16 protein-coding genes and 1 pseudogene are annotated in these 24,782 nt (G+C 59.9%); 6 read left to right on the forward strand and 11 right to left on the reverse strand.

Annotated elements, in window-relative coordinates:
- The first annotated feature begins 18 nt into the window (after positions 1 to 18).
- Together ESZ00_RS00685 and ESZ00_RS00690 are read left to right on the forward strand one after the other, a co-directional pair.
- On the forward strand, positions 19 to 2,118 hold the full coding sequence (locus tag ESZ00_RS00685; protein ID WP_129206256.1) for a S9 family peptidase: 2,100 nt from the start codon (positions 19 to 21) through the stop codon (positions 2,116 to 2,118).
- A 52-nt stretch (positions 2,119 to 2,170) separates the two neighbouring features.
- Positions 2,171 to 3,232, forward strand: a complete 1,062-nt coding sequence (locus tag ESZ00_RS00690) for a threonine aldolase family protein (protein WP_129206257.1) — start codon at positions 2,171 to 2,173, stop codon at positions 3,230 to 3,232.
- Positions 3,233 to 3,340: 108 nt separating this feature from the next.
- Here ESZ00_RS00690 and ESZ00_RS00695 read toward each other — a convergent pair whose 3' ends face one another.
- The gene (locus ESZ00_RS00695) at positions 3,341 to 6,766 is read right to left on the reverse strand and encodes a TonB-dependent receptor (protein WP_164981267.1); all 3,426 of its coding nucleotides are present in this window, start codon (positions 6,764 to 6,766) and stop codon (positions 3,341 to 3,343) included.
- A 390-nt stretch (positions 6,767 to 7,156) separates the two neighbouring features.
- Here ESZ00_RS00695 and ESZ00_RS00700 point away from each other — a divergent pair, with 390 nt between their 5' ends.
- The gene (locus tag ESZ00_RS00700) at positions 7,157 to 8,140 is read left to right on the forward strand and encodes a glycosyltransferase family 2 protein (protein ID WP_129206259.1); all 984 of its coding nucleotides are present in this window, start codon (positions 7,157 to 7,159) and stop codon (positions 8,138 to 8,140) included.
- Positions 8,141 to 8,224: 84 nt separating this feature from the next.
- Positions 8,225 to 9,193, forward strand: a complete 969-nt coding sequence (locus ESZ00_RS00705) for a quinone oxidoreductase family protein (protein WP_129206260.1) — start codon at positions 8,225 to 8,227, stop codon at positions 9,191 to 9,193.
- Here the strand turns inward: ESZ00_RS00705 and ESZ00_RS00710 are convergent.
- The 7 genes and pseudogenes from ESZ00_RS00710 to ESZ00_RS00740 all read right to left on the reverse strand — a co-directional run bounded on the left by ESZ00_RS00710 (position 9,190) and on the right by ESZ00_RS00740 (position 18,580).
- Positions 9,190 to 9,942, reverse strand: coding sequence for a mechanosensitive ion channel family protein (locus tag ESZ00_RS00710; RefSeq protein WP_229740861.1), 753 nt, complete (start codon positions 9,940 to 9,942; stop codon positions 9,190 to 9,192). The genes ESZ00_RS00705 and ESZ00_RS00710 overlap by 4 nt on opposite strands.
- On the reverse strand, positions 9,921 to 11,159 hold the full coding sequence (locus ESZ00_RS00715; RefSeq protein WP_129206261.1) for a hypothetical protein: 1,239 nt from the start codon (positions 11,157 to 11,159) through the stop codon (positions 9,921 to 9,923). Before ESZ00_RS00715 ends, ESZ00_RS00710 begins: the two co-directional genes overlap by 22 nt.
- A gap of 46 nt (positions 11,160 to 11,205) precedes the next feature.
- Positions 11,206 to 12,849, reverse strand: a pseudogene (gene treS / locus ESZ00_RS00720) (maltose alpha-D-glucosyltransferase); the annotation flags it as partial.
- 186 nt (positions 12,850 to 13,035) lie between these two features.
- Positions 13,036 to 14,454: a phytoene desaturase family protein gene (locus ESZ00_RS00725; RefSeq protein WP_129206262.1), complete on the reverse strand. Its 1,419-nt coding sequence runs from the start codon at positions 14,452 to 14,454 to the stop codon at positions 13,036 to 13,038.
- 86 nt (positions 14,455 to 14,540) lie between these two features.
- Positions 14,541 to 16,220 (reverse strand): lipase maturation factor family protein, encoded by a 1,680-nt coding sequence (locus ESZ00_RS00730; RefSeq protein ID WP_129206263.1) that lies wholly within the window; start codon positions 16,218 to 16,220, stop codon positions 14,541 to 14,543.
- A 36-nt stretch (positions 16,221 to 16,256) separates the two neighbouring features.
- On the reverse strand, positions 16,257 to 17,516 hold the full coding sequence (locus ESZ00_RS00735; protein ID WP_164981268.1) for a glycoside hydrolase family 18 protein: 1,260 nt from the start codon (positions 17,514 to 17,516) through the stop codon (positions 16,257 to 16,259).
- Positions 17,517 to 17,650: 134 nt separating this feature from the next.
- Positions 17,651 to 18,580: an ArsR/SmtB family transcription factor gene (locus tag ESZ00_RS00740; protein WP_129206265.1), complete on the reverse strand. Its 930-nt coding sequence runs from the start codon at positions 18,578 to 18,580 to the stop codon at positions 17,651 to 17,653.
- 55 nt (positions 18,581 to 18,635) lie between these two features.
- Between ESZ00_RS00740 and ahcY the strand changes: the two genes are divergently transcribed.
- On the forward strand, positions 18,636 to 20,066 hold the full coding sequence (gene ahcY / locus ESZ00_RS00745; protein ID WP_129206266.1) for an adenosylhomocysteinase: 1,431 nt from the start codon (positions 18,636 to 18,638) through the stop codon (positions 20,064 to 20,066).
- A 181-nt stretch (positions 20,067 to 20,247) separates the two neighbouring features.
- Here the strand turns inward: ahcY and ESZ00_RS00750 are convergent, their stop codons facing one another.
- Together ESZ00_RS00750 and ESZ00_RS00755 are read right to left on the reverse strand one after the other, a co-directional pair.
- Positions 20,248 to 20,805, reverse strand: a complete 558-nt coding sequence (locus ESZ00_RS00750; protein WP_129206267.1) for a hypothetical protein — start codon at positions 20,803 to 20,805, stop codon at positions 20,248 to 20,250.
- A gap of 374 nt (positions 20,806 to 21,179) precedes the next feature.
- On the reverse strand, positions 21,180 to 21,947 hold the full coding sequence (locus tag ESZ00_RS00755) for a CAP domain-containing protein (RefSeq protein ID WP_164981269.1): 768 nt from the start codon (positions 21,945 to 21,947) through the stop codon (positions 21,180 to 21,182).
- Positions 21,948 to 22,149: 202 nt separating this feature from the next.
- Between ESZ00_RS00755 and ESZ00_RS00760 the strand changes: the two genes are divergently transcribed.
- Positions 22,150 to 23,709 carry a hypothetical protein gene (locus ESZ00_RS00760; RefSeq protein ID WP_129206269.1) on the forward strand — a complete coding sequence of 520 codons (1,560 nt, stop codon included), beginning with the start codon at positions 22,150 to 22,152 and terminating at the stop codon, positions 23,707 to 23,709.
- 82 nt (positions 23,710 to 23,791) lie between these two features.
- On the opposite strand, the gene ESZ00_RS00765 is transcribed toward ESZ00_RS00760, so the two are convergent.
- The gene (locus ESZ00_RS00765) at positions 23,792 to 24,760 is read right to left on the reverse strand and encodes a DsbA family protein (protein WP_129206270.1); all 969 of its coding nucleotides are present in this window, start codon (positions 24,758 to 24,760) and stop codon (positions 23,792 to 23,794) included.
- Positions 24,761 to 24,782 lie beyond the last annotated feature (22 nt).

The raw sequence follows: 24,782 nt of genomic DNA on the forward strand, positions 1-24,782 counted from the left end.
GCTATATCCTAGAACGGTATGTCGAACCCCACCGAAATGAAGCCTCCCGTCGCCGCCATCCGCCACACCGAAACAACCCTGCACGGCACCACTCTGGTGGACGACTACGCATGGCTGCGCGAGAAAGACAATCCCGAGGTCATTGCCTACCTTGAAGCGGAAAATGCATGGACCGCCGCAGATCTCGCACCGACAGCCGAACTGCAAAAAACGCTCTACCAGGAAATGGTGAGTCACATCAAGGAAACCGACGTTTCGGTTCCCTTCCGCGACGGCAGCTGGTGGTATTACTCGCGCACCGAGCAGGGTGCGCAGTATCCCATCTACTGCCGCAAAGCTGCTCTTACCGATGATCTCGACCGCTTTCCCGGTGATGCCGCACAGGAAGAGACTGTGCTCGATATCAATGAGCTGGCCAAGGGCGAGCCGTACATGGCAGTCAGCGCACTCACCGTCTCCGATGACGGTCATCTGCTGGCCTATGCCGTAGACAACAAGGGCTTTCGCCAGTACACGCTGCAGGTCAAGGATCTGCGCACCGGCGCGCTGCTGAGCGAGCGCGTGGAGCGCGTCGGCTCCGTGCTCTGGGCTGCGGACAATGCGACCCTCTGCTACACCGTCGAAGATGAGGTACAGAAGCGGCAGTTCCAGTTCTTCCGCCATACTCTAGGCCGTCCGCACAGTGAAGATGTGCTGGTTTTCGAGGAGAAAGACGAGCGTTTCAATCTCGGCGCAGGCCGCACGCGGGATGGTATCTACACGATTCTCGAAAGCTCGAGCCATACAACGACTGAGAACTGGTTCCTGCGCTCCGATGATCCCGCCGGCAAGTGGCAACTGATTGAGCCGCGACGCGATGATTTCGAGTACTACGTGGATCACCGCCACGGCCTCTTCTATATCCGCGCCAACGACACGGGACGCAACTTCCGGCTGGTCACGACACCGGTTGAGACCCCCTCAAAGGCATACTGGCGTGAAGTGCTGCCACATCGCGAAGACTCGATGCTCGAAGAGATCGATCTCTTTGCTTCGTTCTTTGTCGCCTGTGAGCGAACGCTTGGCCTGCAGCACCTGCGCATTCTTCCCTTTTCCGGACAAGACGGCACGCTGGGCACGGTGCAGGAGATCGCCTTTCCCGAGCCGGCCTACAGCGCACATCCGCACATCAATCGTAACTTTGACACGCACAAATTCCGTTATGGCTATCAGTCGCTGGTGACACCCAGCTCTGTCTTCGAGTATGACGTCGCCACCGGGGAGTCGACGCTGCTCAAACAGATTGAAGTACCGGGCGGATTTGATCGCTCGCACTATCACTCCGAACGTCTGTTCGCCACGGCCTCCGACGGCACGCAGGTTCCAGTGTCGCTGGTCTATCGCTCTGATCGCTTCGAGCACGGCAAGAATCCTCTCTACATTTATGGATATGGCTCGTATGGCTACTCGCTGCCGAACAACTTCAGCAGCAGCCGGCTAAGCCTGCTCGACCGCGGCTTCGTCATGGCCTTCGCGCATATCCGCGGCGGCGGCGATCTCGGCAAGAAATGGCACGATGCAGGCCGCCTGATGGAAAAACGGAACACGTTCACCGATTTCATCGCGGTCACGGAACATCTCGTTGCCAGCGGATATGGCGATGCGAAGCGCATAGCTATGGAAGGCGGAAGCGCAGGCGGGCTGCTGATGGGCGCAGTGTGCAACCTCCGTCCCGACCTTTATCGGGCGGTGCTCTCGCACGTGCCGTTCGTGGATGTGATGAACACCATGCTCGACGCCTCTCTGCCGCTGACGGTGCCGGAGTACGAGGAGTGGGGCAATCCAAATGAACCTGAGGCATTCCGCTACATGCTGAGCTATTCGCCGTATGACAATGTGGAAGCCAAGGCCTACCCCGCAATGCTGGTAAAGACCTCGCTTCACGACAGCCAGGTAATGTATTGGGAGCCGGCCAAATATATAGCGAAGCTGCGGACGCTCAAGACCGACAACCATACGCTGCTTTTCCATACCAATATGACAGCCGGACACTCCGGCGCCTCAGGGCGCTACGACTATCTCGAAGAGATAGCAATGGACTATGCCTTTCTCCTGCGCGAGCTTCACGTCGAAGGCTGATCCCACGGGCGCAGCGCAATGCGCCCTCACTTTATCCGAATAAGGATCCTGTATGTCCAGTACTGCAGAAACACTCTCCACCCCGGTAATCGACCTGCGCAGCGATACAGTCACGAAACCCACCGCAGCCATGCGCGCGGCGATGGCCGATGCCGAAGTCGGCGATGACGTGTACGGAGAAGACCCCACGGTGAATCGCCTCGAAGCGCGCGCCGCGGAGCTCTTTGGACGTGAGGCTGCCATCTTTGTGCCCACCGGCAGCATGGGCAACCAGATCGCGATCAAGCTGCATACACAGCCAGGACAGGAAATCATCTGCGACGCGCGCGGGCATATCGTCGACTGGGAGATGGCCATGGTATCGGCGTTCTCCGGCTGCCATCTGCGCACCGTTCCCGGCGATCGCGGCGTACTGCAATGGGAGCAGATCAAGGCAGCGATTGCGCCGAAGCTCTACTATCGCGCGCAAACGGGGCTGATCTCGCTCGAAAACTCGCACAACATGGCGGGAGGCACGGTCACGCCGCTTGAAGTGTACGAAGAGATCTGGAACGGCGCACGCGATGCCGGCATTCCGGTACACCTCGACGGAGCCCGTGTCTTCAATGCAGCCACAGCGCTCGGCATCAATGTGGCCACATTGACCAGCGGCTTCCAGAGCGTGATGTTCTGCCTCTCGAAGGGACTCTGCGCGCCGGTCGGCTCCATTCTGGTCGGCAGCCGACGCTTCATCGAGCGGGCCCGCAGCGTGCGCAAGATGCTGGGCGGAGGTATGCGTCAGGCAGGCATTCTGGCGGCAGCAGGACTGATCGCACTTGAAGAGATGCCGCAGCGCCTGCACGAAGATCATGCCAACGCACGACTGCTGGCTGAAGGTTTAGCAGCAATTCCAGGGATTGAAATCGATCTCACGGCAGTACAGACAAACATCGTGATCTTCCGCCTGCGCGGCGTCGCGGATGTTGCGCCGGTGCTGGCGAAGCTGAAGCAAAAAGGAGTGCTGGCGGGCGCGGCAGCAGCAGACCAGATCCGCTTTGTGACGCATCATGATATTTCGCGCGAAGCCTGTGAGCATGCACTGGCCATCTCTATTGAGACATTCACTGCTTCATAACGCGAACTTCGAATCGAAACAGGAAGGCCGGGAGAAAATCTCCCGGCCTTCTTTCTTATCTATCCTGCTGCAGGCAGGATAAGCCCACTGCAAGAGCTGTGGTTCGAGTTAGAACGCGTACTTCAGCGAAAGCTGGATACGGCGTTCGGTGGAGGTCGTGCCGGTAATCTGGCCAAAGTTCGAGTCGGTAACCGTAGCATGCGGTGCGCTGTAGCTGGCTACGTTCAGCAGGTTGAAGAAATCGGCACGGAAGGCCAGCGCATGTTCTTTCCAGATCGGGAAGGACTTGGAGAGAGCTGCGTCAACCTGCTCGTAGCCATCGCCACGCAGGGTCATGGGGCGAACGTCGCCGAAGGTGGTCGTGGGCTGCGGCCCGAAGACGCAGGTGCCATTGTTGGTATCGACCGAGCACGCCGCTTCGGAGCCACCGGGCTGTACCGCGGTTCCGAACCATGCATTCAGTGAGCGGCCGGTTACGTGAAGGGGACGATACTGGTTGGGACGGGCGGTCGCCGAATACACCTTGCTGGAGTAGTTAGAGGTCGTGCCCGCGGTCAGGGGGAAGGCAGTGTAGGTAACGTCGGTCAAAGCCAGCTTCCAGCCGCCGACAGCCTCGTCGAAAGCACGGTTCATGTTGGCGCCGAACTGACGGCCGCGGCCGAAAGGCAATGCATATTCACCCGAGACGCTTAGAGCCTGGCGGATATCGAAACCCGCGTCGCCCCACTCGGCCCGCATGTCATAGGCATTCTGCTGGTAGTAACCGCCGCTGATGTTCGACACACCGTAGTAGCCAAAGCTGTCGGTCATCGAGTGCGAAAGCGTGTAGTTGGCCGTCAGTTCCAGACCGTCGGTCAGGCGCTGGCGAAGGACCGCCTGCATGGCGTTGTAGTTGCTGGCGGCGTTGGTGGCGCTGATCTTCACCACGCCGGTGTCCACCGTCGACGGATCAGGGTTGGTGCCAGCGGCATAATTCTCACCGTTCACCGTGCCCACCAGGCTGTCATAGGGACCAAGCTGGTCGGGCGATGGACGCTGGTTGCCCCAGTACGGGTCGGTGAGGTGATGACCGAGGATGCCGACATAACCGAGCTGTACTGAAGTATTGGCGGCAAGCTGATATTCGGTAGTAAGGGTGATTTCCTGCGTAGAAGAAGGCTTCATGTTCTTCGGCCACGCGTAAAAAGTGGTGGTCGGCGGCGTAGTGGTCGGGAAGCCATTCGAAGTTTCGTAGTAGGTTCCCGTAGAGGTTACAACGCCATCGCTGATGGTCGGATTGACACCAGTTTCCTGATAGTCGGTATGGAAGGGCGGATTCTGGGTCAGACGAAGGTTGGCGCCCATACCTTCAAAGTAGCTGGTGATGCCGTAGCCGCCGCGGATGACCCAGCGCGGGGTGATCGCATAGGCAAAGCCGAAACGGGGCTGGACCTGCGCATAGTACGGATCGTAGAGAGCGCGGCTGTTGCCGTCCACGCCTGCATACTCCACCGCACCGGTCGCCAGGTTCAGGTTGGCCATCTTGTTATTCACTTCGTAGATGGGCTGATCGAACTCCCAGCGGACGCCGAGGTTCAGCGTCAGCTTGTCGCTGAACTTCCAGTCGTCCTGCGCAAAAATACCGTCGCGCCACTGACGCTGACCGGTAAGGCCGGTGACCGCGCCCACCGAAGCCGAGTTCACACGGTCGAGCAGGAAGTCGGCAAAAGGATAAGCGGTGCCGCCATCGGTCGAGTACTGACCGTCATAGCTGAAGCTACCCAATTCACCGTCATTGCCGGGATAGAAGCTGTTTTGCTGGTAACGGATGAACGAAGCACCGAACTTGAACAGATGCTTGCCATACTGCCAGGTCAGATCGTCGGCGTATTCAAAAACATTGTCGACGAAGACTTCCGGCGTCGGGTTGGCGCCGAAGTTGCTGGGCATGCCGGTGGCATCGTTGGTCGAGAAGGACTGAAGGCTGAAGCCCGCGGTTTCCTGCGCCTTGCTGGGAATGCCGACGATGGAGTTGCCGTCGAGACCGAAGATACCGCTCGGGTCAGTGGTGACGCCGCTGTTGAACTGGATGCGCGAGTAGGAAGCACGCGCCAGGTTCACGATGGCAGGCGAGAGGGTGTGGGTCCAGGTGATGTTACCCAGGTGGTCGGGGTAATTCGAGGCGCTGGGAAACTCGACCGGGAGCGGATCCTTGGTCGTAGCGTTCTGCGCATATCCCTGAGAATAGCGGCCGGAAATGACGTCGTTGAGCCGGGGATGATAGTCGATCTTGACGTCACCCTGGTCGTTCGTCTGGAAGGTGCCCGAAGGACCGACAAAGTTGTTATAGATCCCCGTCGGATCGCTGGTTGGGTTGTTCGGGGCCGGATAGGCATTCTGATGAGCAGCCAGATACTGGGCGATCGAGCTGTTTACTGGAACCTGGTTGTTGGTATAAGGCGTCGGCGTACCGTTGGCCTCAAGCGTCTGCGTATCGTACAACTGAATGCCACCGGTCGAGTTGATGCTGTATAGGTTGGAGAGGTCGCCCTTCAGCATGTCCTGGGTAGCAAGGCTGTAGTCCGTCTCGCCGCCCGTGTGGTACCGCATGCCTTCATAGTCGACGAAGAAGAACAGCTTATCCTTGATGATCGGACCGCCGAAGGTAGCACCGAAGATCGCCTGCGTAAACGGATTCTTGGCGACAGGAATCACGTTATGGTCGTTGGCCCAGGAGTTGGCGTCCAGGTTGTCGTTCTGCAGAAAGCCGAAGACCGAACCGTGGAACTTGTTGCTGCCGCTCTTCATGACCATCAGCACTTCGCCGCCGTTCACGTTGCCGAATTCGGCGTTCGCATTCGACGAGACGACGCGCAGCTGTTCGATGGAGTCCGGGCTGGGAGTATAGCCGACCGTGTTGTTGATGTTCTCGTTGATTTCCTGGCCGTCGAGCAGGTAGTTGTTCGACTGCTGGCGGCTGCCGTTGACGTTGGCTTCGTTCGAGTCGCCAGTCGAGCGCTCGGTCGAGTTCGATCCGCCGAAGCTGCCGTAGCCGGTGACCACCGCGCCGGGGGTGAAGGCGGTCAGCTGGGTGAAGTCGCGACCGTTGAGCGGCACACTGTTGATGGTGTTCTCGGTGAAGGTTTCACCGTTGGTCGCGTTCTCGGTCTGAAGGATCGGCTGGAGCTCTTCCTTCACAGTCACGGTAGTGCTGGTCTGGCCTACGGTAAGGGGAATATCAATCTTGGCGTCCTGATCAATTTCCAGCGCAAACGGACCGTAGTGCGCAGTGCTGAACCCCTGCGCTTCCACTGTGATGGTGTACTGACCAATTTGCAGGAAGCGAACCGAATACTCACCCGCATTGTTGGTCGTCGCTACCGTATTAACACCGGTAGCCGTATTTGTTGCCGTCACCTTCGCACTAGGGACAATGGCCCCGCTTGGGTCAGTGATGGTGCCGCGGATGGAGCCGGTGACGGTCTGTGCCATCCCCGGGATACACGCGACAGCCAGCATCAGCGCCCACATGAGACATGTGGATATGCGTTTCATAGTTTTGTTGCCTCCAAAGAGAAACGGGTCTTTCTTGAAACAGGTGTTTCTTCGCCATACGGCAGTGCAAACGACAGCAAAACGGGACCAAGATTGCTGCATTGGCTACATCATTTCTGCCGGCAGTTCTTCCGCCGATCATGAATGTGGAGATAAAGGTATAGACAACTGGACACTGATGCAAGCAGGAAAAAAGGACGCAATGAGGAGGATCAGGACGGCCTTATAGGGCAACATGCGTCTCTCTGCAGGACAAACGCTCCCACGAGCCAAGCAGGGCGTATCTGTCGTCCCGCTGAAGGGCTATATATCGGGAGGGGGTATACCGAGAAAGCCCCCCAAGAAACCTTTGGTGACTTGCTGCAAGGGGAAAATTGCTAGAATAGAAGCATGCCGAAGTACTCCATCGTCGTCCCTTTCCACAACGAAGAAGAAAACATCACCGCCATGTACGACCGGCTCAAGGCTGTCATGGAGCAGGTGGGGGACAGCTTCGAGCTGGTGCTCGTCGACGACGGCTCAAGCGACCGCAGCTACAAGCTGCTGGAGGAGATCGCCGCGGTGGACAGCCGCGTGCTGGTCGTAAAGCTGCGCCGCAATTTCGGACAGACCTCGGCCCTGGCCGCCGGCTTCGACCACGCCCAGGGTGACTACATCCTGGCCATGGATGGCGACCTGCAGCACGACCCCAACGAAATCCCCAACTTCCTCGAGAAACTCGAAGAAGGCTATGACGTGGTCAGCGGATGGCGCAAGGAGCGTATCGACAATTTTGTCATGCGCCGCTTCCCTTCGCGCTGCGCTAACTGGCTGATGGCCAAGCTCTCCGGCGTCGATATCCACGACTTCGGCACCACCTTCAAGGCCTATCGCCGCGAGGTGATTCACAACGTTCCGCTGTATGGCGAGATGCACCGGTTTATCCCGGCCCTGGCAGCCTGGTACGGGGCCAGCATCTGCGAAATTCCGATCAAGAACGTGAACCGCGAGCGGGGCAAGAGCCACTATGGCATCGGCCGCACCTTCCGCGTCTTCTTCGACCTGCTGACGATCCGCTTCCTGCTCAAGTACATGACCCGGCCGTTGCACTTCTTCGGCATCTTCGGCGCACTGGGCATGCTCTTCGGCTCGATCATCGCCTTCAGCCTGTGCGTGTTGAAGCTCTTCACCCACCAGCACGTGATGGATCAGCATGGCCCGTGGTTTGTGATCGCCGGTGTCCTGATCCTGGGCGGCATCCAGATGCTGGCTATCGGCCTGCTGGGCGAACTGCAGGTTCGCCACTACCACACCAATTCGCACCGCGCGCCTTACACCATCGACCGGCTGGTGCGCCTGCGCGCTCCGGGCGAGCCGAGCATCCTCCAGGATTAAGCAGTTGAAAACCCCAGAGCCGTCCTTCGGGACGGCTCTTTTCTTTTCGGCATCCTTCGCAACGGCTTGCTCATCCTGTGTCTTATGAAAGCCATCCAGATCACCCGCACCGGCAGTCCTGAAGTCCTCGAACTGGTCGATCTCCCCATTCCCTCCCCCCAAGCTGGAGAGGTTCTGGTCAAGATTCGCGCTTCCGGCGTCAACTTCATCGATATCTACTATCGCGAAGGCCGGTACAAAGCGCCGCTGCCCTTGATCGATGGGCAGGAGGCAGCCGGTATCGTGGAATCTGTCGGCGAAGGTGTAACTGGGTTCCAGCCTGGTGACCCGGTAGCCTGGTGCAATGTACTTGGCACCTATGCCGAGTATGCGATCGCTCCCGCGGACCGCCTGGTGCATATCCCGGAGGGGGTCGATCTGCGTCTCGCCGCGGCCGTGATGCTGCAAGGCCTGACCGCCCACTACCTGGCATACTCGACCTTTCCACTGAAGGCAGGCGACACGGCTCTGGTGCACGCCGCAGCCGGTGGCGTGGGGCTGCTGCTTACGCAGATGGCTGCGCAGATCGGCGCAAGGGTGATTGCCACGGTTTCAACCGAAGAGAAGGCCGAACTCGCACGCCAGGCCGGCGCCGCGGAGATCATTTTCTACACGCGCGAGGACTTCGAAGCACGGACACGCGAGCTGACAGAGGGATGCGGCGTGGATGTCGTCTACGACTCCGTGGGCCTGACGACATTTGAAAAATCACTCAACGTGCTGCGCCCGCGTGGCCTGATGGCGCTCTTCGGAGGCTCCAGTGGCGCAGTACCGCCCTTCGACCTGATCGAGCTCTCGACAAAGGGATCGCTCTACGTGACGCGGCCGACGCTGAAGCACTATGTGCAGACCCGGGATGAGCTGGTTACGCGAGCGGCCGCGGTTTTTCAGGCTGTCAAAGCCGGAACGCTGCAGGTACGCACAGAGCATGATTATCCCCTGGCCAATGCGGCACAGGCACAGATGGACCTTGCAGGCAGAAAAACCACTGGCAAAGCGTTGCTCATTCCTTAAAAGTGCTGCAGCCGCTCCGCCGGAGCATGCTCCGGCGGACGCGCGCTTTCACGCTCCAGGGAGCGACTGACCAGATCGCGCGATCCTAGTCCGACCGCCAGCGCCAACGCCAACACAATGCCGCCGAAGAGGATGCCGAAGGCAAGATCGACAATCTGGCCTCCGATGGAAAGATGGTCGAGAGCCATGGCTGTCGTCAGGATCAGCACCAGCCACTTCGCACCCGTGGCCAGCAGGCGGGCATAGTGCAGATTGAGGTTGACAGCCGTGATCAGCACGCTCCGTGAAAGGAAGCGTGCGACGATGTTGCCGATGAAAAAGAGCAGCGCAGCGGCAAAGATGTGCGGCAGGTAGGGAAAAACATAGGCCGTGATGGCAGGCTCGGCGGACGCGGCATCGAAGGCCGAGACACCGACCAGAACACCGAGCGCAACAAAGATCCAGAAGACAACACGGGTGACGAGGGTGGTTGGAGTATTCGTCGGCGACCACTCGGCCAGAGTATCCGCGCCCTTCCGCAACCGCTCGTCAAAGCGCAGCCTGGTAAGAACGCTCCTCACCAGCCAGGAGAAGAGCCATCCCAGGGCAAGAAAGATCAGCAGCGCGACGATGAAAGCCAGTATGCCGGGAAGCAGCATGGCAATCTTCGTCGTCACGCGGCTCATCGAGTCCCGCAGTGCCTGTTCAATCTGGTTCCACATGACGAAATCCTCCTGGTCTTCGCGAATCAGCTCACGCGATCCGGCCATCTCCAACGCGATACGAAATAGGGCTTATACACTTCAAATGCCTGCGCCAGTTCTTCCAGGCGCGCCTGTGTCTTCACCAGAGAAAGATCGCTTACGCTTCGCACATAGGAAGCAACCCAGCCAAGATAGAGCGGCGTCAGCGCGCCCAGCAGGTGTCCACGGCTGATGCGGCGCACGTGCCAGGCGACTGCGAAGTCATAGACGATCTTCACCCAGAGCTCATCCGGCATGGAAAACTCCGCCGGAGACAGACGAGCGAGCCGCTGCAGCTCAAAGAGTGAGAGAGGCGGCAGGGCAATCCGCCATACCTCTTCGAGGTTGCGGAAGCCGAGCACGAAGGAATCGATCAGCGGCTGCGGATCGGGAGCGGGCAGCTCAGCCGTCTCCGGCCCGGCTCCGCTCTGCGCTGTGAGGGCACGCATGGCCTGAGAGCCGCGGACACGCTGCCATTGCGCCGCCTGCAGCTCTACTTCCTGGAAGAGCGAGCCGACGAGCTGCCCGATGACCGTACTCAGCTCGAGTCCTTCACTCTGCGTGCTGTGCCGGATATGCAGAGGCGCTTCGCATATCTCTCCGCCATCCATACCCGCCACTGTTGCCGGCCATAACAACCGTGGTGCGGTGAGTGCGCGCTGCGGCTGCCCCGCAGTCATGCGGGATATCATGCGCGCGGAAACTCCGAAGTCAGAAGGCAGCGGTGCTGAAACACGACGCCCGCAAAGCGAACGCGAAAGCGGAGCAAGAAGCCCCTTGTTCAGCAGGCCTTCGTATTTCCCTTCCGGGTAGACAGGCATGACCAGATCACAGTTGCCTTCGAGAATGGGGATAGCGAGCTGCAAGGAACCAGGATCATCGAACGCAGCAAGATCGGGGTGAAAGACAATGCAGCCGCGAGCCTCAAGGATGGAAGCCAGCCCGATCACCGCAAGCTGTGCGCTGGACAGCTCAATCCAGGGCCCAAGCGAAGGATCATGTGCCGCCGGAACAAAAGGCAGAAGCTCCAGGCCTTCAGGCAGGGGCTGCGACGGCATCTCCTGCACGCCAGCGAAGGCCAGTACCGTGCGTCCCGGCGATGGAGAGAGCCGCTGCAGCCATGACGGTATCTTTTCGAGCAGAAGCTCGAACGGCGCAACACCCGCCACGCCGATCACCAGATCTGCGCTGCCAATTTCCTCGACTCGTTTGCGCGTCTCTTCTGAGAGCTCGAATCTAGCCATCGCTCCTTAATCCTTACAAGTTGCCGTATGTCGCTGCCATGTTCTGCTGCAGTTCCAGCCAGAGGAATTCATAAGGGCCGAGAGTCACCCGGTAGGGTGCACTGGTCACAGCCGGGAATTCGACATAGCCGAGCATCTCGACAGGGAGCATACCTTCAAAGCCGGAGAGATCGAGCTCCGCAGGCTGCCAGACATGCGAGAGGTTGGCCACGCAGAGAATCTGTACTCCGTCGAGCTCACGGATATAGGCCATGATCTTGCGATTCAGGGCTCCCAGGAAGCGCAGCGTGCCGCGCCCGAAGACCGGGAACAGCTTGCGCAGAGCAATCATGTTGCGCATCCAGTTCAGCAGCGACGAGGGATCGCCTTGCTGCGCCTCGACATTGATCGCCTCATAGCCCCAAACCGGGTCCATGATGACCGGGCTGTACAGACGCGCGGGATTGGCGCGCGAAAAGCCTGCGTTGCGATCGCCCGACCACTGCATCGGCGTGCGCACGCCGTTCCGGTCGCCGAGATAGATGTTGTCCCCCATCCCGATCTCATCGCCGTAATAAAGAATAGGCGTGCCGGGGAAGGAAAAGAGCAGGCTGTTGAGCAGCTCGATACGACGGCGATTATTGTCCATCAACGGGGCGAGCCTGCGACGGATACCAACATTGATTCTCATTCTCGGGTCGGCGCTGTAGGCCAGATACATGTAATCGCGCTCGTCGCCGGTGACCATCTCAAGCGTGAGCTCATCATGGTTACGCAGGAACATGCCCCACTGGCAGATCTCAGGAATCTCCGGAGTCTGCGCCATGATATCGGTAATCGGCTGACGATCCTCCTGGCTCAGAGCCATATAGATGCGCGGCATCAGAGGGAAGTGGAAAGCCATGTGGCATTCGTCGCCATCGCCAAAGTAGTCGCGCACGTTGATCGGAGGCTGATTGGCTTCGGCCAGGATCATGCGGCCTTCGTAGCGCTCATCGAGAGCGGCGCGGATTTTCTTGATGGCAGCGTGCGTCTCGGCGAGATTCTCGCAGTTGGTGCCATCTCGTTCGACGAGATAGGGAATCGCATCCAGCCGCAAACCATCCACGCCCATATCGAGCCAGAAATGCAGAACCTTGATGACCTCTTCCATCACACGCGGGTTGTCGAAGTTCAGATCCGGCTGATGCGAAAAGAATCGGTGCCAGTAATACGCCTGCGCAACAGGATCCCACGACCAGTTCGACTTCTCCGTGTCGGTGAAGATAATGCGGGCGTCCTTATAGAGCTGATCGCTGTCCGACCAGACATAAAACTCACGTGCCGGCGAACCGGGAGGCGAAGTACGAGCAGCCTGAAACCAGGGATGCTGGTCCGAAGTGTGATTGATGACCAGCTCGATCATGACCTGCAGCCCCCGCTCATGCGCGGCATCGAGGAAGAGCTGAAAATCATTGATCGTGCCATAGCTGGGGTGCACGTTCATGTAATCGGAGATGTCGTAGCCATCGTCGCGCAGCGGCGAAGGAAAGAAGGGCAGAAGCCAGATGCAGGTCACGCCAAGATCTGTCAGGTAATCGAGCTTCTGCATCAGGCCGCGAAAATCTCCGATGCCGTCGTTGTTACTGTCGGCAAAGGCCTTCACATGCAGTTCGTAGATGATTGCGTCCTTGTACCAGAGAGGATCAGAAACACTCCCTGGCTTACGCATCTTCTTCACCGTACCTGTCGCCATCGTTCTCGTGCTCTCCCTGCGCTCCGCCGCATTTTCCTGGGGAAAAGGACTCACGCTCTCTGCCGATTCTGCCTGTTCAGGCATTGAGATGCGCAATTGGCAGCGTTCGGTGGCTGACGAATCAGAAACATCCGCCTCGGCGCCTCATCGCCCAATCGCCCCTCAAAGACCATGCGTGCGCAGGGCCAGCTGCGCCGCCCGGTATCCGCACATGCCATGCACCCCTCCTCCTGGCGGCGTCGAAGACGAGCAGAGATACAGGTTACGATCCGGCGTGGCGTATTGCTTCCAGGTAGGGCGCAGGAAGGTCTGCCCGAGGGTCATCGCACCACCGCTGATATCTCCACCGACGAGATTCGAGTCGGCAGCTTCAAGATCGGCAGGGGTCGAAACACGTCGGGCCAGAACGCAATCGCGGAAGCCAGGGGCAAAGCGCTCGATCTGACACTCGACGATCTCCGTCATGTCCACGGTGCAGCCATTCGGCACATGGCAGTAGACCCACGCAATGTGCTTCCCTTCCGGCGCGCGTGACGGGTCAAAGAGCGTCGGCTGCGCGAGGATCATGTAGGGGCGCTCACTGATACGGCCGCGGGACATCGCATCCTCGGAGCGGGCAATCTCTGCGAGCGATCCGCCGAGATGCAGGCAGATGGCGCGGCGGCAATCGGCTGCGGTCCAGGGGATCGGCTCCGAGAGCGCATAGTCGATCTTGAAGGCGCCCGGACCCGGCTCAAAGCGCTCAAGACAGCGCCGGAACCCTGCCGGCAGACGCGATCCGGCGATAGAGGCAAGATGCCGCGGGGCCGTATCAAACAAGACAGGGTGGCCAGCATCCGAAGCAGCCAGCTCCTCAAGAGAGACAATCCGACGGCCTGTTTCCACGCTTCCGCCCAGGCTGCGAAGGTACCCAGCCAATGCATTCGGAATCGCCTGCGCTCCCCCTGCCGGAACCGGCCAGCCGACGACATGCGTCGAGGCCGCCAGAACAATGCCGATCGCCGAACTCAGCGGCGCCTCAAGGCTGAGAAAAGAGTGGGCCGCCATCCCGGCAAAGAGCGCCTTCGTCCGCTCGCTGCGGAAGCGCCGGGCGAGAAGCGTAGCCGGCAGCATGGCGCGGAGCCCAAACCCGGCAAGCAGCAACGGATGCCGCGGAAGATGTGGAATGGGACCCAGGATCTCATTCGCAAAGACATCCCAATTCCGGACGAGCGGCTCGACCAAACGCCGCCACGCCTCGCCGTCTTCGCCCAGCAGGCGGACAGCTTCGCCCAGATCCCGCTCCAGCACCACCGCCGTCCCGTCATCCAGCGGATGAGCCAGGGGAATAAGCCCATGCACCCAGCGGAGGCCGTAATCGGCCAATGGCAGGCTGCGGAAAAACGGCGAGCTCGCACCCATGGGATGCACCGCCGATCCGAAATCATGGCGAAAGCCGGGCAGCGTCAGCTCGAGCGTGCGCGAAGCGCCGCCAAGAATGCTCTCTGCCTCGAAAACAGTCACACCATATCCGGCCTGCGCCATCGTAATGGCGGCGGCGAGACCATTGGGACCGGCTCCGATCACAGAAGCGCGAGGCACATCCGTATTACAACAGGAACCCGCCTCTTGCGGACAGGAATGCGCACGCCACTGGCGGCACCACCGTATCAAAGATCAGAAATGCTCTAATCGTGCGGAGGCAGGCTCATCGGCATGGCGACGACGGTCACTTCCCCGTTTGCCGTGGTCGTCAGTTCCGGCGCGTACAGGCCGAGGAGCTCGCGGCGCCACCAGTTCCCTGTCCTGCGTTTTTCCTCGAGCGAAGTAAACCAGTATTGCCAGAGCACGGCCCGGACATACTTCGGCGGCGCAGCAGCAAAGGGGTTGCTCCGGAAGAGGGCTAACACATCGCGATCATTCTGCAACAGGTGTTCCTCCGCGAGAGGCACGATCTGGTTCTGCCTCCACTCGCCGAGCGAAGAGAACCAGAGATTCCAGTCGAAGCGGGGCTGGTAAGGCGCATAGATGCCCGGCCGCTCATTGAGCGCCTGCGGCTTGTATCGGAAGGGATATGCAATCCACGTCTGGCCATCGTTTGAGCCCTGGAACTCGATCTCGTACCGGCCCCGCGTCATGACCGCAAAGAGGCCGTACTGGTTGGCGATGCGAAACGGTTCGAGAGCGCGGATCGGCTCCATCGGCAGCGGCAGATCATGAAGCGGGATGAGGATGAGCTTTGCCGTCGTCACATAAGCAATCCAGGTGAGGGCAACTGCGCTCACAGCCAGGCGCAGCGCTCCCAGATGCCCCTGAAGGCCACGCGATGATGCCGCACTTCCCTGCTGCTCTGCATCCGTATGCAAAATGGAGAGCGGCGGCTCATCTTCGAAGCCGGCGTCCGCGACTGGTGCCACAGGATCAGGCGTCCGCAGGCGGCGCGGTATCCAGCGGCGAAGCCAGCCGTCATCGAGCAGCAGGATACCCAGCGAAAGCACGAGGTAATTCAGAAAGGTGTAATTCGCCGTGAGAATTACACCCGCTTCCCATGGCGTGACGATGCAGAAGCAGATCAGCCGCAGGCGGCGCGGGCAGAAGAGCAGCAGCACGACGCCAAATTCCATCACCAACGTGAGAGCGACGGTAGTGGCATGGAATCTATGCGGAAGATGCTGTACATACCAGCCAACCCAGGTTGGCAGAGGACCGTTCTGGTAGTACTGGTCCATCGCGCTGAAGTTGCGCCACTGCTCATCGCCCGAGAGCAGCTTGACCATACCGGATTCGAAGTAAATGCGGAACCATTCCCACTGCAAAAGGAAGAGACTGACACGCGAAGGCGGTGTCGCTTCTCCCCAACCCGGCCGCAGTCCGCTCGGGACGAAAAAGAGCGCGAGGAAGCCGGCTTCGAGCAACATTCCATCTGACTGGTAGCCGGAGAAATCCGACGCGGCAACCACAAAAGACAGGAAGCAGACGAAGCAGACAAGGAAACTCAGGCGTGGCCAGAGATTCAGCAGTGCAGCCAGCGCCGCGAGCATGCCAATCCAGCAGAGCGCCATGAGCATGTCGGAACTCGGGGAGAGCCACAGCAGCGTCGGCGCAAACCAGAACCTCGCCGGGCCGAGCGCTCGTGCAATCGCCGGAAGATACTGGGTGATCGGCAGAATGCCCTCAGGGCCGATAAGCCCTTTGATCTGGAACGCGAGCGAGTAGAAGGCGGAGAAATAGATCAGCGCGAGCGCACGCAGAAAGAGCCAGCGCGTGATCAGGTGTCCTCGGCCTGAGAGGTTCGGGGCGAAGAGCCAGTGCAGCCACGCTCGCGGCTGCGAAACCGGAGAAGACGGCGCTGCGAATGCACGGCTCATGACGCAATCAGGATAGCCGCAATCCGAATCCCGGCGTTACTGAGCAGGGAGAGCCTGCTCCGATTGTGGATGTTCTGACTCCACGGGCGCCTGCACAAAATCCTCCGGGCCAAGCGGGTGGCGCAGAGCTTCCCATGCCGTGCGCAGCAGGATGCCGTCACTGGTATCGCCGCTGAGCTCCCAGATCATGATGCCCTCGAGATGCTGGTTCGCAGCGAAGCTGGCCTTGTAACGCACCGAGACCGGGTCTTCATAGGTCCAGAAGGTCTTGCCGTCGTAGAGCCATGGTGCCTGCGAATGCGGGTCGCGATGGATGGTGAACTCAGGCAGCAATGCCTGGATAAAGTGGTACGGCTGATCCTCGTGGATGGGCTTGCCTGTCTGGTGCAGGCCGTCGTTGGAATCCACCACGTTGGTCCAGCTATAGCCGTAAAACGGCAGCCCCATGAGTATTTTTTCCGGCGGCACGCCTGCCTCTTTGTATTCCGAGATGTTCTGCTCCACGCTGCCATGGTGGAGAGCGCCGGGGATGGGAAAGAGCGGCGCAATAAAGCCGGTGCTGTGCTCCCAGGGACCGGTGTAGTCATAATTCATCACGCCCACCTGGTCGACAATCCTGGCAATTTCACCGAAATCCGTACCCGGCAGCATGCGAGGCGAGTGTCCGACGGCAACAGACAGGCGCAGATCGCGGCGCACCGCATTCATCTGGCGACGGAACTCTTCGAGCAAAGCGCGATAGTTCGCCGCATCCTCTTCCTGCGGAAACTCCCAATTGATATCGAAGCCGTCAAAAAGCCTGGGCTCATGAATCCCGGGAGCGAAGTTGCCCCGAATAAAGGTGTCGATGCAGGAGGCAACAAAGGCCGCACGATTCTCCGGTTGCGCATCGAAGGCGAAATCCTTCGGATTGCCTTCGAGCGAGATCAGCACCTTCAGTTTTGAATAGCGGTGCTTGAGCTCCTGCATCTGGTGGAAATACCCTCGAAAAGGCGAGGCCGGATCGTCGGCATGATCGCTGATGCTCTGCTCCGCGGTATAGGCGGTCTGCAGATCGGCACGCGGGTCCGCAACCGAACAACGGCCATTGGTGACAAACCCTTGCGCGTAATTGATCTGGTCCAGCTGGCGGATCGCGCCGCTGATAACAATCGCCTTCACCGTGTAGGGATTGCCGGCATAGAGCCCCCATTGCGGGAAATATCCCACAACGACCGGGCGCCGGCCACGATGATGCCCGGGAAATGACCACGCATGCGCCAGAGGCAACGCGCCGGCTACACAGGCGAGGATCACGGTGCCGAATAGCATCCAGCGCAGCAAAGGAAAAAAGGAGTGCCGAGGTCTCACACAGGAAGAGACGAACGGGGCGGAATGAAGGATGTATTCATTTTCGATCGTCCTTGCTGTATCCGGATACGCTGGAAGAATCAACCGACCTTGTCCGCCACTGCGAGGAGTGTCTGGAAATGAGGCGGCTCGCTCTCACGATGGACGACCGACGTATGCACCGCAGCGAAGCCTGCGGCTCCCAGCATGGCTTCGATCTCTGCCTCGGCAAAACCCAGCCACTCGTCCGCATAAAGTTCGCGGGCCTCTTCAACGCGATGCTTCACCAGGTCGAGGATGGCGATGCGGCCGCCCGGACGGAGAATACGTGCCGCTTCGAGCACTGCTCGCTCCGGATGCAGTGCATGGTGCAATGACTGCGAGAAGAAAGCCAGATCGACCGATGCGCTCTCGATGGGCAGCTCTTCCATGTCCCCAAGCCGGAATTCCAGATTCGTGATGGCCTCTTTTCGCGCCTGTTCACGGCCTACCTCAATCATGCGGGCGGAGTTGTCTACGGCAATCACTTTTACAGCCCGTTGCGCCAGCAGCAGCGAAAAAGCACCCTCTCCGGCACCCAGATCGGCAATCACCATCGGCGGCATCAGTTTCAGCAGCGTCTCGGCCATCGCCTTCCAGCTCTTCCCCGGCACGTAATTGCGGCCATAACGCCCGGCAACCTCGTCGAAGAAGCTGCGCATGCGGTCCTGCCGCTTGCGCACCACGCTGCGAACGACGGCCGCATCGCTCGCAGCCTCGGCAATCTGTCCGCGGGCCTCGGCCAGCAGTCCGGTAAACACCCCTGTCCTGCCATCCGCGCTCAGCCGATAGAGACTGTATTTACCGATGCGCCGGTCCTCGACCAAACCCGCCTGCCGGAGCTGCGCAAGATGCGTGGAGATGGTGCTCTGGCCCATCACGAGGATCTCCTGCAGTTCAGCCACAGAGAGTTCCTCGTTCTCCAAAAGCAGGAGAATACGCAGGCGGTTGGGGTCGGCAGTGGCCCGCAAAATTTTCACAAGCGAAGACATGGCTCTTCTGAGATAATATCAACATATCTTGATGTAACGATATGAGGTGATCTGCATGGCAACCGCTACGCTTGAAACCAACGCGACCGACTTCCAGGTTGCGGACCTGTCCCTGGCCGACTGGGGCCGCAAGGAAATCTCCATTGCCGAGCATGAAATGCCCGGCCTGATGTCGATTCGCCGCAAGTATGCCGCCGAGAAGCCGCTGGCCGGCGTCCGCGTCACCGGATCGCTGCACATGACCATCCAGACGGCCGTGCTCATCGAGACGCTGGTCGATCTCGGCGCCGAAGTCCGCTGGGCCTCGTGCAACATCTTCTCTACGCAGGACCACGCGGCGGCAGCCATTGCGAAGGCGGGCGTGCCGGTCTTCGCCTGGAAGGGCGAGACGCTCGAAGAGTACTGGGATTGCACCTTCAAGGCGCTCTCGCACAAGGGCGGCCTCGGACCTCAGCTCGTCGTTGATGACGGCGGCGACGTGACCCTGCTGATCCACAAGGGTTACGAGCTCGAGAACGGCGACGGCTGGGTGAACACGCCTTCCTCGAACCACGAGGAGCAGGTCATCAAGGATCTGCTAAAGCGCGTGCATGCAGAAGATCCACAGCACTGGCACAAGCTAGCCAAGGAGTGGCGCGGCGTCTCGGAAGAGACCACGACCGGCGTGCATCGCCTCTACAAGATGAAGGAGCAGGGCCAGCTGCTGGTTCCGGCCATCAACGTCAACGATTCGGTGACCAAGTCGAAGTTCGACAACCTGTACGGCTGCCGCGAGTCGCTGGCCGACGGCATCAAGCGCGCCACCGACGTGATGGTCGCCGGCAAGATCGCGGTCATCTGCGGCTACGGCGATGTAGGCAAGGGTTCGGCGCACTCGCTGCGCGGCATGGGCGCGCGCGTCATCGTCACCGAGATCGATCCCATCAACGCGCTGCAGGCGGCGATGGAAGGCTTCGAAGTCACGACGCTCGAAGACACGCTGGGCCGCGGCGACATCTATGTGACCTGCACCGGCAACCTGGACATCATCACCTTCGAGCACATGGCGAAGATGAAGGACCAGGCCATCGTCTGCAACATCGGCCACTTCGACAACGAGATCCAGATGGATCGCCTGAACGAGGCCAAGGATGTAAAGAAGATCAACATCAAGCCCCAGGTGGATCAGTACACCTTTGCCGATGGACACTCGATCTTCGTGCTGGCCGAAGGCCGCCTGGTGAACCTGGGCTGCGCCACCGGTCACCCCAGCTTCGTGATGAGCAACAGCTTCGCCAACCAGACGCTGGCGCAGATCGACCTGTGGAAGAACAAAGACAGCTACAAGGCCGAGGTCTACGTGCTGCCCAAGAAGCTGGACGAAGAGGTTGCCCGCCTGCACCTGGAGAAAATCGGCGTGAAGCTCACGACGCTCTCCGCCAAACAGGCCGAATACCTGGGCGTCGCGGTCGAAGGCCCCTTCAAGCCCGACCACTACCGCTACTAGAACCCTTATCCTGTTCAGGAAAACAAAAAAGGCCGCGAAGCATATCGCTTCGCGGCCACTGCGCGTGGAGCGAATCGCCTTCGGCACCCGCTCCCGCTGGTCGCGATCAGGATCTGTGCATCGGCCAGGATGACCATGCATGAAGGGGCATTCCACTTCTCTTCAATTGCGCGGATAGAAGTTAGCGGTATTCCTTGCAGAATCCCGGTGCATCGTCTTCGCCCAGCAGGTTGCAGCTGCGGCGAATCTCGTCCCGCATGAGGGCGCAGCTGTTCTGCACGTTGCAGGGCGGGTGGGTCGCCGTCGAGACCTTGAGGCAGCGGTCAACCAGCTTCTGCGCGGGCGCAGCGCCAATCGAGGCCGCACAGGACTGCGTATCGGCAGTCGCCCCGGCAAACGAAGACGTGCTCTGCAGATAGGGCTCTGGTGTGTTGTAGGAGGCCGCGACCTGGTGCAGCTCGGAGCGGGACTTCTCCCATGCGAGCGTGGTTTTGCTGTCCATGTTCAGCGAATACACCAGCTGATCGAGCTGAGCCGCCGTCTGCACGACCGGGCCGACATAGGCATCCGCCTTCTTCGACCCCTTGAAGTGCTTGTACATCTCGTCGACCTGGTTTTCGAACTGCTCCGCGAGAAAGCGGGCGTTCTTTTCCTGGCCGGTATTACGGATGGAGCTCTTGTGCACAGAGTTGTCGAAGGCCTGCCGAAAGTCTTTGGAATCATCGTGCAGGTTCTTCATAATGTGCTCCAAATCCCTGTCATCAAGCCGCTCCTGGGCAAGGAGAGCCGGATGCGGGAGCAACCCCGGCAGCGCTATCACTGCACAGGCAAGGAAACAGAGCGTACGGCGCAAAAACATCAATACAGTTCTCCAGATGATGGTATTGCGGACCCTGAGCAGAGGGAGAAGTAGCCCAGGGTAGCTTGGATGCCGGTCTCAACCGGCGTGTCTTCTCTTGAAGCGTTACGATGCTGAGTCTCCGTCGCAGGATAGGAGGCATGCGCGGATGCGGTCAAGCGAAACCTGCCTGGCGCTCTGCATCCCCTCTTTCATGGGTAGACGGACGAAGGTATGAACCCATGCTCCCGGGAAAAGATGCGTTCCCCGGAAAATCAGTACAGCAAAATCGCCACTCGATAACTGGTGAAGTTTCCGGGCTGCGGGGTGGGCGGACAGGCGCCGACCGCTGCCCGCGTATATTGTCCGCTGCCGAGCCGGGTCGCGACCTGCGACGGCAGCTGGCTCAGATCCGTGGTCTGGAAGCGGACAATGGAACGGATCGGACTACCCGCCGGTATCGCTCCTTGCCCGGCGCAGGCTTTCTCGGCGTCGTCGTGCGCCATGGAGGCATCGATATTCTGCGCCTTGAGAAGCGCGGCAACCTTATCCTCCACCTGAGCCGTGGTGAGTATCTCAGCCGCACGGCTGAAATCTTCGGTGGCGAAGAGATAGCCTCCTTTCTCCGCTACCCCGATGCCAATGTGGTCCATCTGCGGATCGAGGATGTTCGTGCGGTGCGGCGTGGAGTTCATCCACTCTTTTTCGATGGCCCGAGCGTCGCCGCCCATGGCGGTATTTTCAGCGATGGCCTGAAAACGAGCGCCGGCCTGTGAGGCGCGATCCGTAATGGGAGGCTCACCAGGGTACTGATGCGAAAGCGACTTTTCCTGCGCCATGCGGTCGGTATGCGCCTGTGCCGCTTGAGCCAGCGCATCGTCCCAGATCAGCGGCTGCAAGCCATGCTCGGCTCGATCCTGGTTGGTGAGTTCCAGAATTCGGTGCGCCTTGTCGACGGAGCCGTCGTCATTGTCCTGCGCATGGACATACGGCGCACAGAGCAGCAGCCCGGCGATTGCCACACCGATGATTTTTCGCTCCATCCCATGCATCCCTTCCAGCCACCTCCGACGCATATCGCTCCTGCCTCCCAGCACGGCATCTGCTTCCCTTCCTGAGATTCACATCCGACCCCGGGGAAAGGCCCGGACCGGGAAAAATTCCGGCAGCCTCCTCCAGCGCATTGCCTGTCCAATCTGTACCTTATCCTGAAGACCGGAGCAGACAGTTATCAAGACCTGGAGATTGCTTATCCGGGCAGCGCTCGGATTGTGCCTGGCAGCGCTGGCCATTGTTTTCGTACTTCGCACCTGGCACTGGCCTCTGGTGGGCGATGCGCCGCTGATGCACTATGTCGTCTTCCTGATGGATCACGGCCTGGCGCCCTACCGCGACATCGTGGATATCAACCTGCCCGGCACTTATGCGCTCGAGGCAGCGGTGATGCACCTCTTCGGAGGCGGCTCGCTGGCCTGGAGACTCTTCGACCTGGGGCTTTGCGCCGTGATCACGGCGGCCATGATCGTCATTTCCCTGCCCTATGATGCGCTGGCCGGGCTGTTCGCCGGAGTGCTCTTTCTCCTGCTGCATGGCCGCGATGGACTCATCGACCTAGGGCAACGCGACCTGGAGATTGCGGCCCTGCTGCTGCTGGCCTATGCCTGCCTTTTCCGAGCGATGCGGTCAGAGACGATGCGCCTGCCGGGCTTCCTGCTCTTCGGCCTGCTGGCCGGCATGGCGGCAACCATTAAGCCGTTTCCTCTCGCACTCGGAGCGGCACTCCTTGCCGGTGCAGCCTTCACTCTGCACCGGCGCGGACAGCCGTGGGTGCGGTTTATTCTCGCCGGCGGTGTGGCTTTCGTGCTGCCATGGCTTCTTGCACTAGGCTGGCTGGCGCATGAGCATGCGCTGCATGACTTCTCCGTCATTCTCTTTCAGTTGATCCCGGAGCATGCGGGTCTGCGGCGTCAAAGCGCCGGATACCTGCTCAAGAATGCGATCTCCTCCGTGACGCTGCCGCTGGTGCTGCTCTGGCTTCCGGTTGCGATCCACCGCCGTTTCTGGCGGACCTGGGAGGGTGCAGCATTGCTGCTTGGCGTGCTCTTCGGGGCGCTCTCCTTCTATGCGCAGGGCAAAGGATACCCCTACCATCGCTATCCGATGGAATCGCTGCTGCTGCTGATGATCGCGCTCGACTTCACCATGGCACTGCGGGAGCCAACCAAGGCGCGCGGCAAAGTCTTCGCAACTCTGAGTGTGGCAGGGTTAGTTTTTGGCTTGCTGGTAACTGGTCTCGGCTCCCTGCGACACGCCATACGCTATGACTGGCATAACCAGGAGTTCGACACCATGCTGCGCGCCGACCTGACCCAGCTTGGCGGGCAACAGCTCAACCATCAGGTACAGTGCCTGGATGTGGCCGCAGGCTGCCTCAACGCACTCTACCGCATGAATCTGGTCCAGAGCACCGGCTTTCTCTACGACTGCTACCTGCTCTCTCCAGAGCAGAATGCAACCGGCGAGGCATACCGGGGACGATTCCTGGATGAAATCCGGGAGCACCCACCTCGCGCCTTCGTCGTAACCAGCCACGAGTGCGGGCTGGGAGAAATGACCTATCACTACGACGAGCTGCGTGACTGGCCTCAGTTCGCAGACTACCTAAGCGCCCATTACGCTCTCTACGCCGACCGCGTCCCCCCGCACCGGCTGCTATGGGCCGGTGAAGGCACGAAACCCTTCGGCTATCGCATCTATGTGCGTAAGGAGCAGGATGCCGGTCCGATCACGGTCAGTGTTCCCTGAGAACAAAACCACTATCAGCAACAAAAACGGCCGCCAGGAGAATTGCTCCGGCGGCCGTTTTTACAATGGAGATGCCCAGACACTACGGTTCGATCTGCATCTGGAAGGCGACAATGTCTTTCAGCTTTTCATAGGGCAGCTGGTTGTTGGCCACTTCGCCGACGGGAATGGGACGGCCATCGATATATACCGTCGGAGTCTCGTCGATCTGCAGATCGTGCGCGAGCGCGATCGAAGCCGCAACCGCACTCTTGGCCTCAGCGGTATACGAGCAGGAACCGATCTTGGCAGGGTCGAGCCCAGCCTTGGTCACCGCATCGCCAAGCGTAGCGTCAGAGGATTCCGGTGTGAGACCGTTCTGGTTTTCGAAGGCCGCGTCGGCAAACTTGTAGAAAGCCGCATCTCCGCCCTGCTTCGCCACACACACACTATAGAGCGCAGCCTTTTCCGCTTCGCTGTGGATGGAAGTCAGCGGGAAGTTTTCAAAGACGAAGTGGACCTGCGGGAAGTCCTGCACCAAGCGCTCCATGATGGGTTGAATCGCCTTGCAGTGTGGGCACTCGAAGTCGGCAAACTCGACGATTTCGTGAGTCTTCGCGGCAGCTCCACGACTGGGGCCGTTGGCGCGCTCGGTTAGCAGATGACGCGTCTCAACATAGGGATGAGCACCGAAAGGCAGAATCTCATTCGTGATGAGGTGCTTGCCATCTGACGTGACAAAGAACGAGAGCGGCGAAATCTGTTGCGGATTGCTCTTCTGCGCTACCTGTACGACCACCCTGCTGATGCCGGCCGCCTGCGTCTTCTCGATAGCGTAGACGTTCCAGACGCGGTCCTTGTCATAGCCCCAGGAGACATTGAGGAAGGCATTGACTTCGGCCTTGGTCGGTGAGGCAGCAGTGAAGTTCGCCGCATTCGCCAGCGGAAACTGCGGCTCTCCAGGAGCGGATGGCTGTGCATCCTGCGCAAATGCAAGAGCAGCGGTCGAGAGCGTGGCGGCCAGAATCACGGCAGAGACCCGGCGGCTGGCCGAGCGAAGGGCAGACTGCATGAAATCCTCGTTTCCCGTGGGT

Origin of the sequence: Silvibacterium dinghuense (genome assembly GCF_004123295.1) — a bacterium.
Classification (GTDB): Bacteria; Acidobacteriota; Terriglobia; order Terriglobales; family Acidobacteriaceae; genus Silvibacterium; species Silvibacterium dinghuense.

Excerpts from the sequence above, each read along its gene's own strand:
- ESZ00_RS00685 (WP_129206256.1), top strand. The coding sequence starts at position 19 with ATGTCGAACCCCACCGAAATGAAGCCTCCCGTCGCCGCCATCCGCCAC.
- ESZ00_RS00690 (WP_129206257.1), top strand. The coding sequence starts at position 2,171 with ATGTCCAGTACTGCAGAAACACTCTCCACCCCGGTAATCGACCTGCGC.
- ESZ00_RS00695 (WP_164981267.1), bottom strand. The coding sequence starts at position 6,766 with ATGAAACGCATATCCACATGTCTCATGTGGGCGCTGATGCTGGCTGTC.
- ESZ00_RS00700 (WP_129206259.1), top strand. The coding sequence starts at position 7,157 with ATGCCGAAGTACTCCATCGTCGTCCCTTTCCACAACGAAGAAGAAAAC.
- ESZ00_RS00705 (WP_129206260.1), top strand. The coding sequence starts at position 8,225 with ATGAAAGCCATCCAGATCACCCGCACCGGCAGTCCTGAAGTCCTCGAA.
- ESZ00_RS00710 (WP_229740861.1), bottom strand. The coding sequence starts at position 9,942 with ATGGCCGGATCGCGTGAGCTGATTCGCGAAGACCAGGAGGATTTCGTC.
- ESZ00_RS00715 (WP_129206261.1), bottom strand. The coding sequence starts at position 11,159 with ATGGCTAGATTCGAGCTCTCAGAAGAGACGCGCAAACGAGTCGAGGAA.
- ESZ00_RS00730 (WP_129206263.1), bottom strand. The coding sequence starts at position 16,220 with ATGAGCCGTGCATTCGCAGCGCCGTCTTCTCCGGTTTCGCAGCCGCGA.
- ESZ00_RS00740 (WP_129206265.1), bottom strand. The coding sequence starts at position 18,580 with ATGTCTTCGCTTGTGAAAATTTTGCGGGCCACTGCCGACCCCAACCGC.
- ahcY (WP_129206266.1), top strand. The coding sequence starts at position 18,636 with ATGGCAACCGCTACGCTTGAAACCAACGCGACCGACTTCCAGGTTGCG.
- ESZ00_RS00750 (WP_129206267.1), bottom strand. The coding sequence starts at position 20,805 with ATGAAGAACCTGCACGATGATTCCAAAGACTTTCGGCAGGCCTTCGAC.
- ESZ00_RS00755 (WP_164981269.1), bottom strand. The coding sequence starts at position 21,947 with ATGGAGCGAAAAATCATCGGTGTGGCAATCGCCGGGCTGCTGCTCTGT.
- ESZ00_RS00765 (WP_129206270.1), bottom strand. The coding sequence starts at position 24,760 with ATGCAGTCTGCCCTTCGCTCGGCCAGCCGCCGGGTCTCTGCCGTGATT.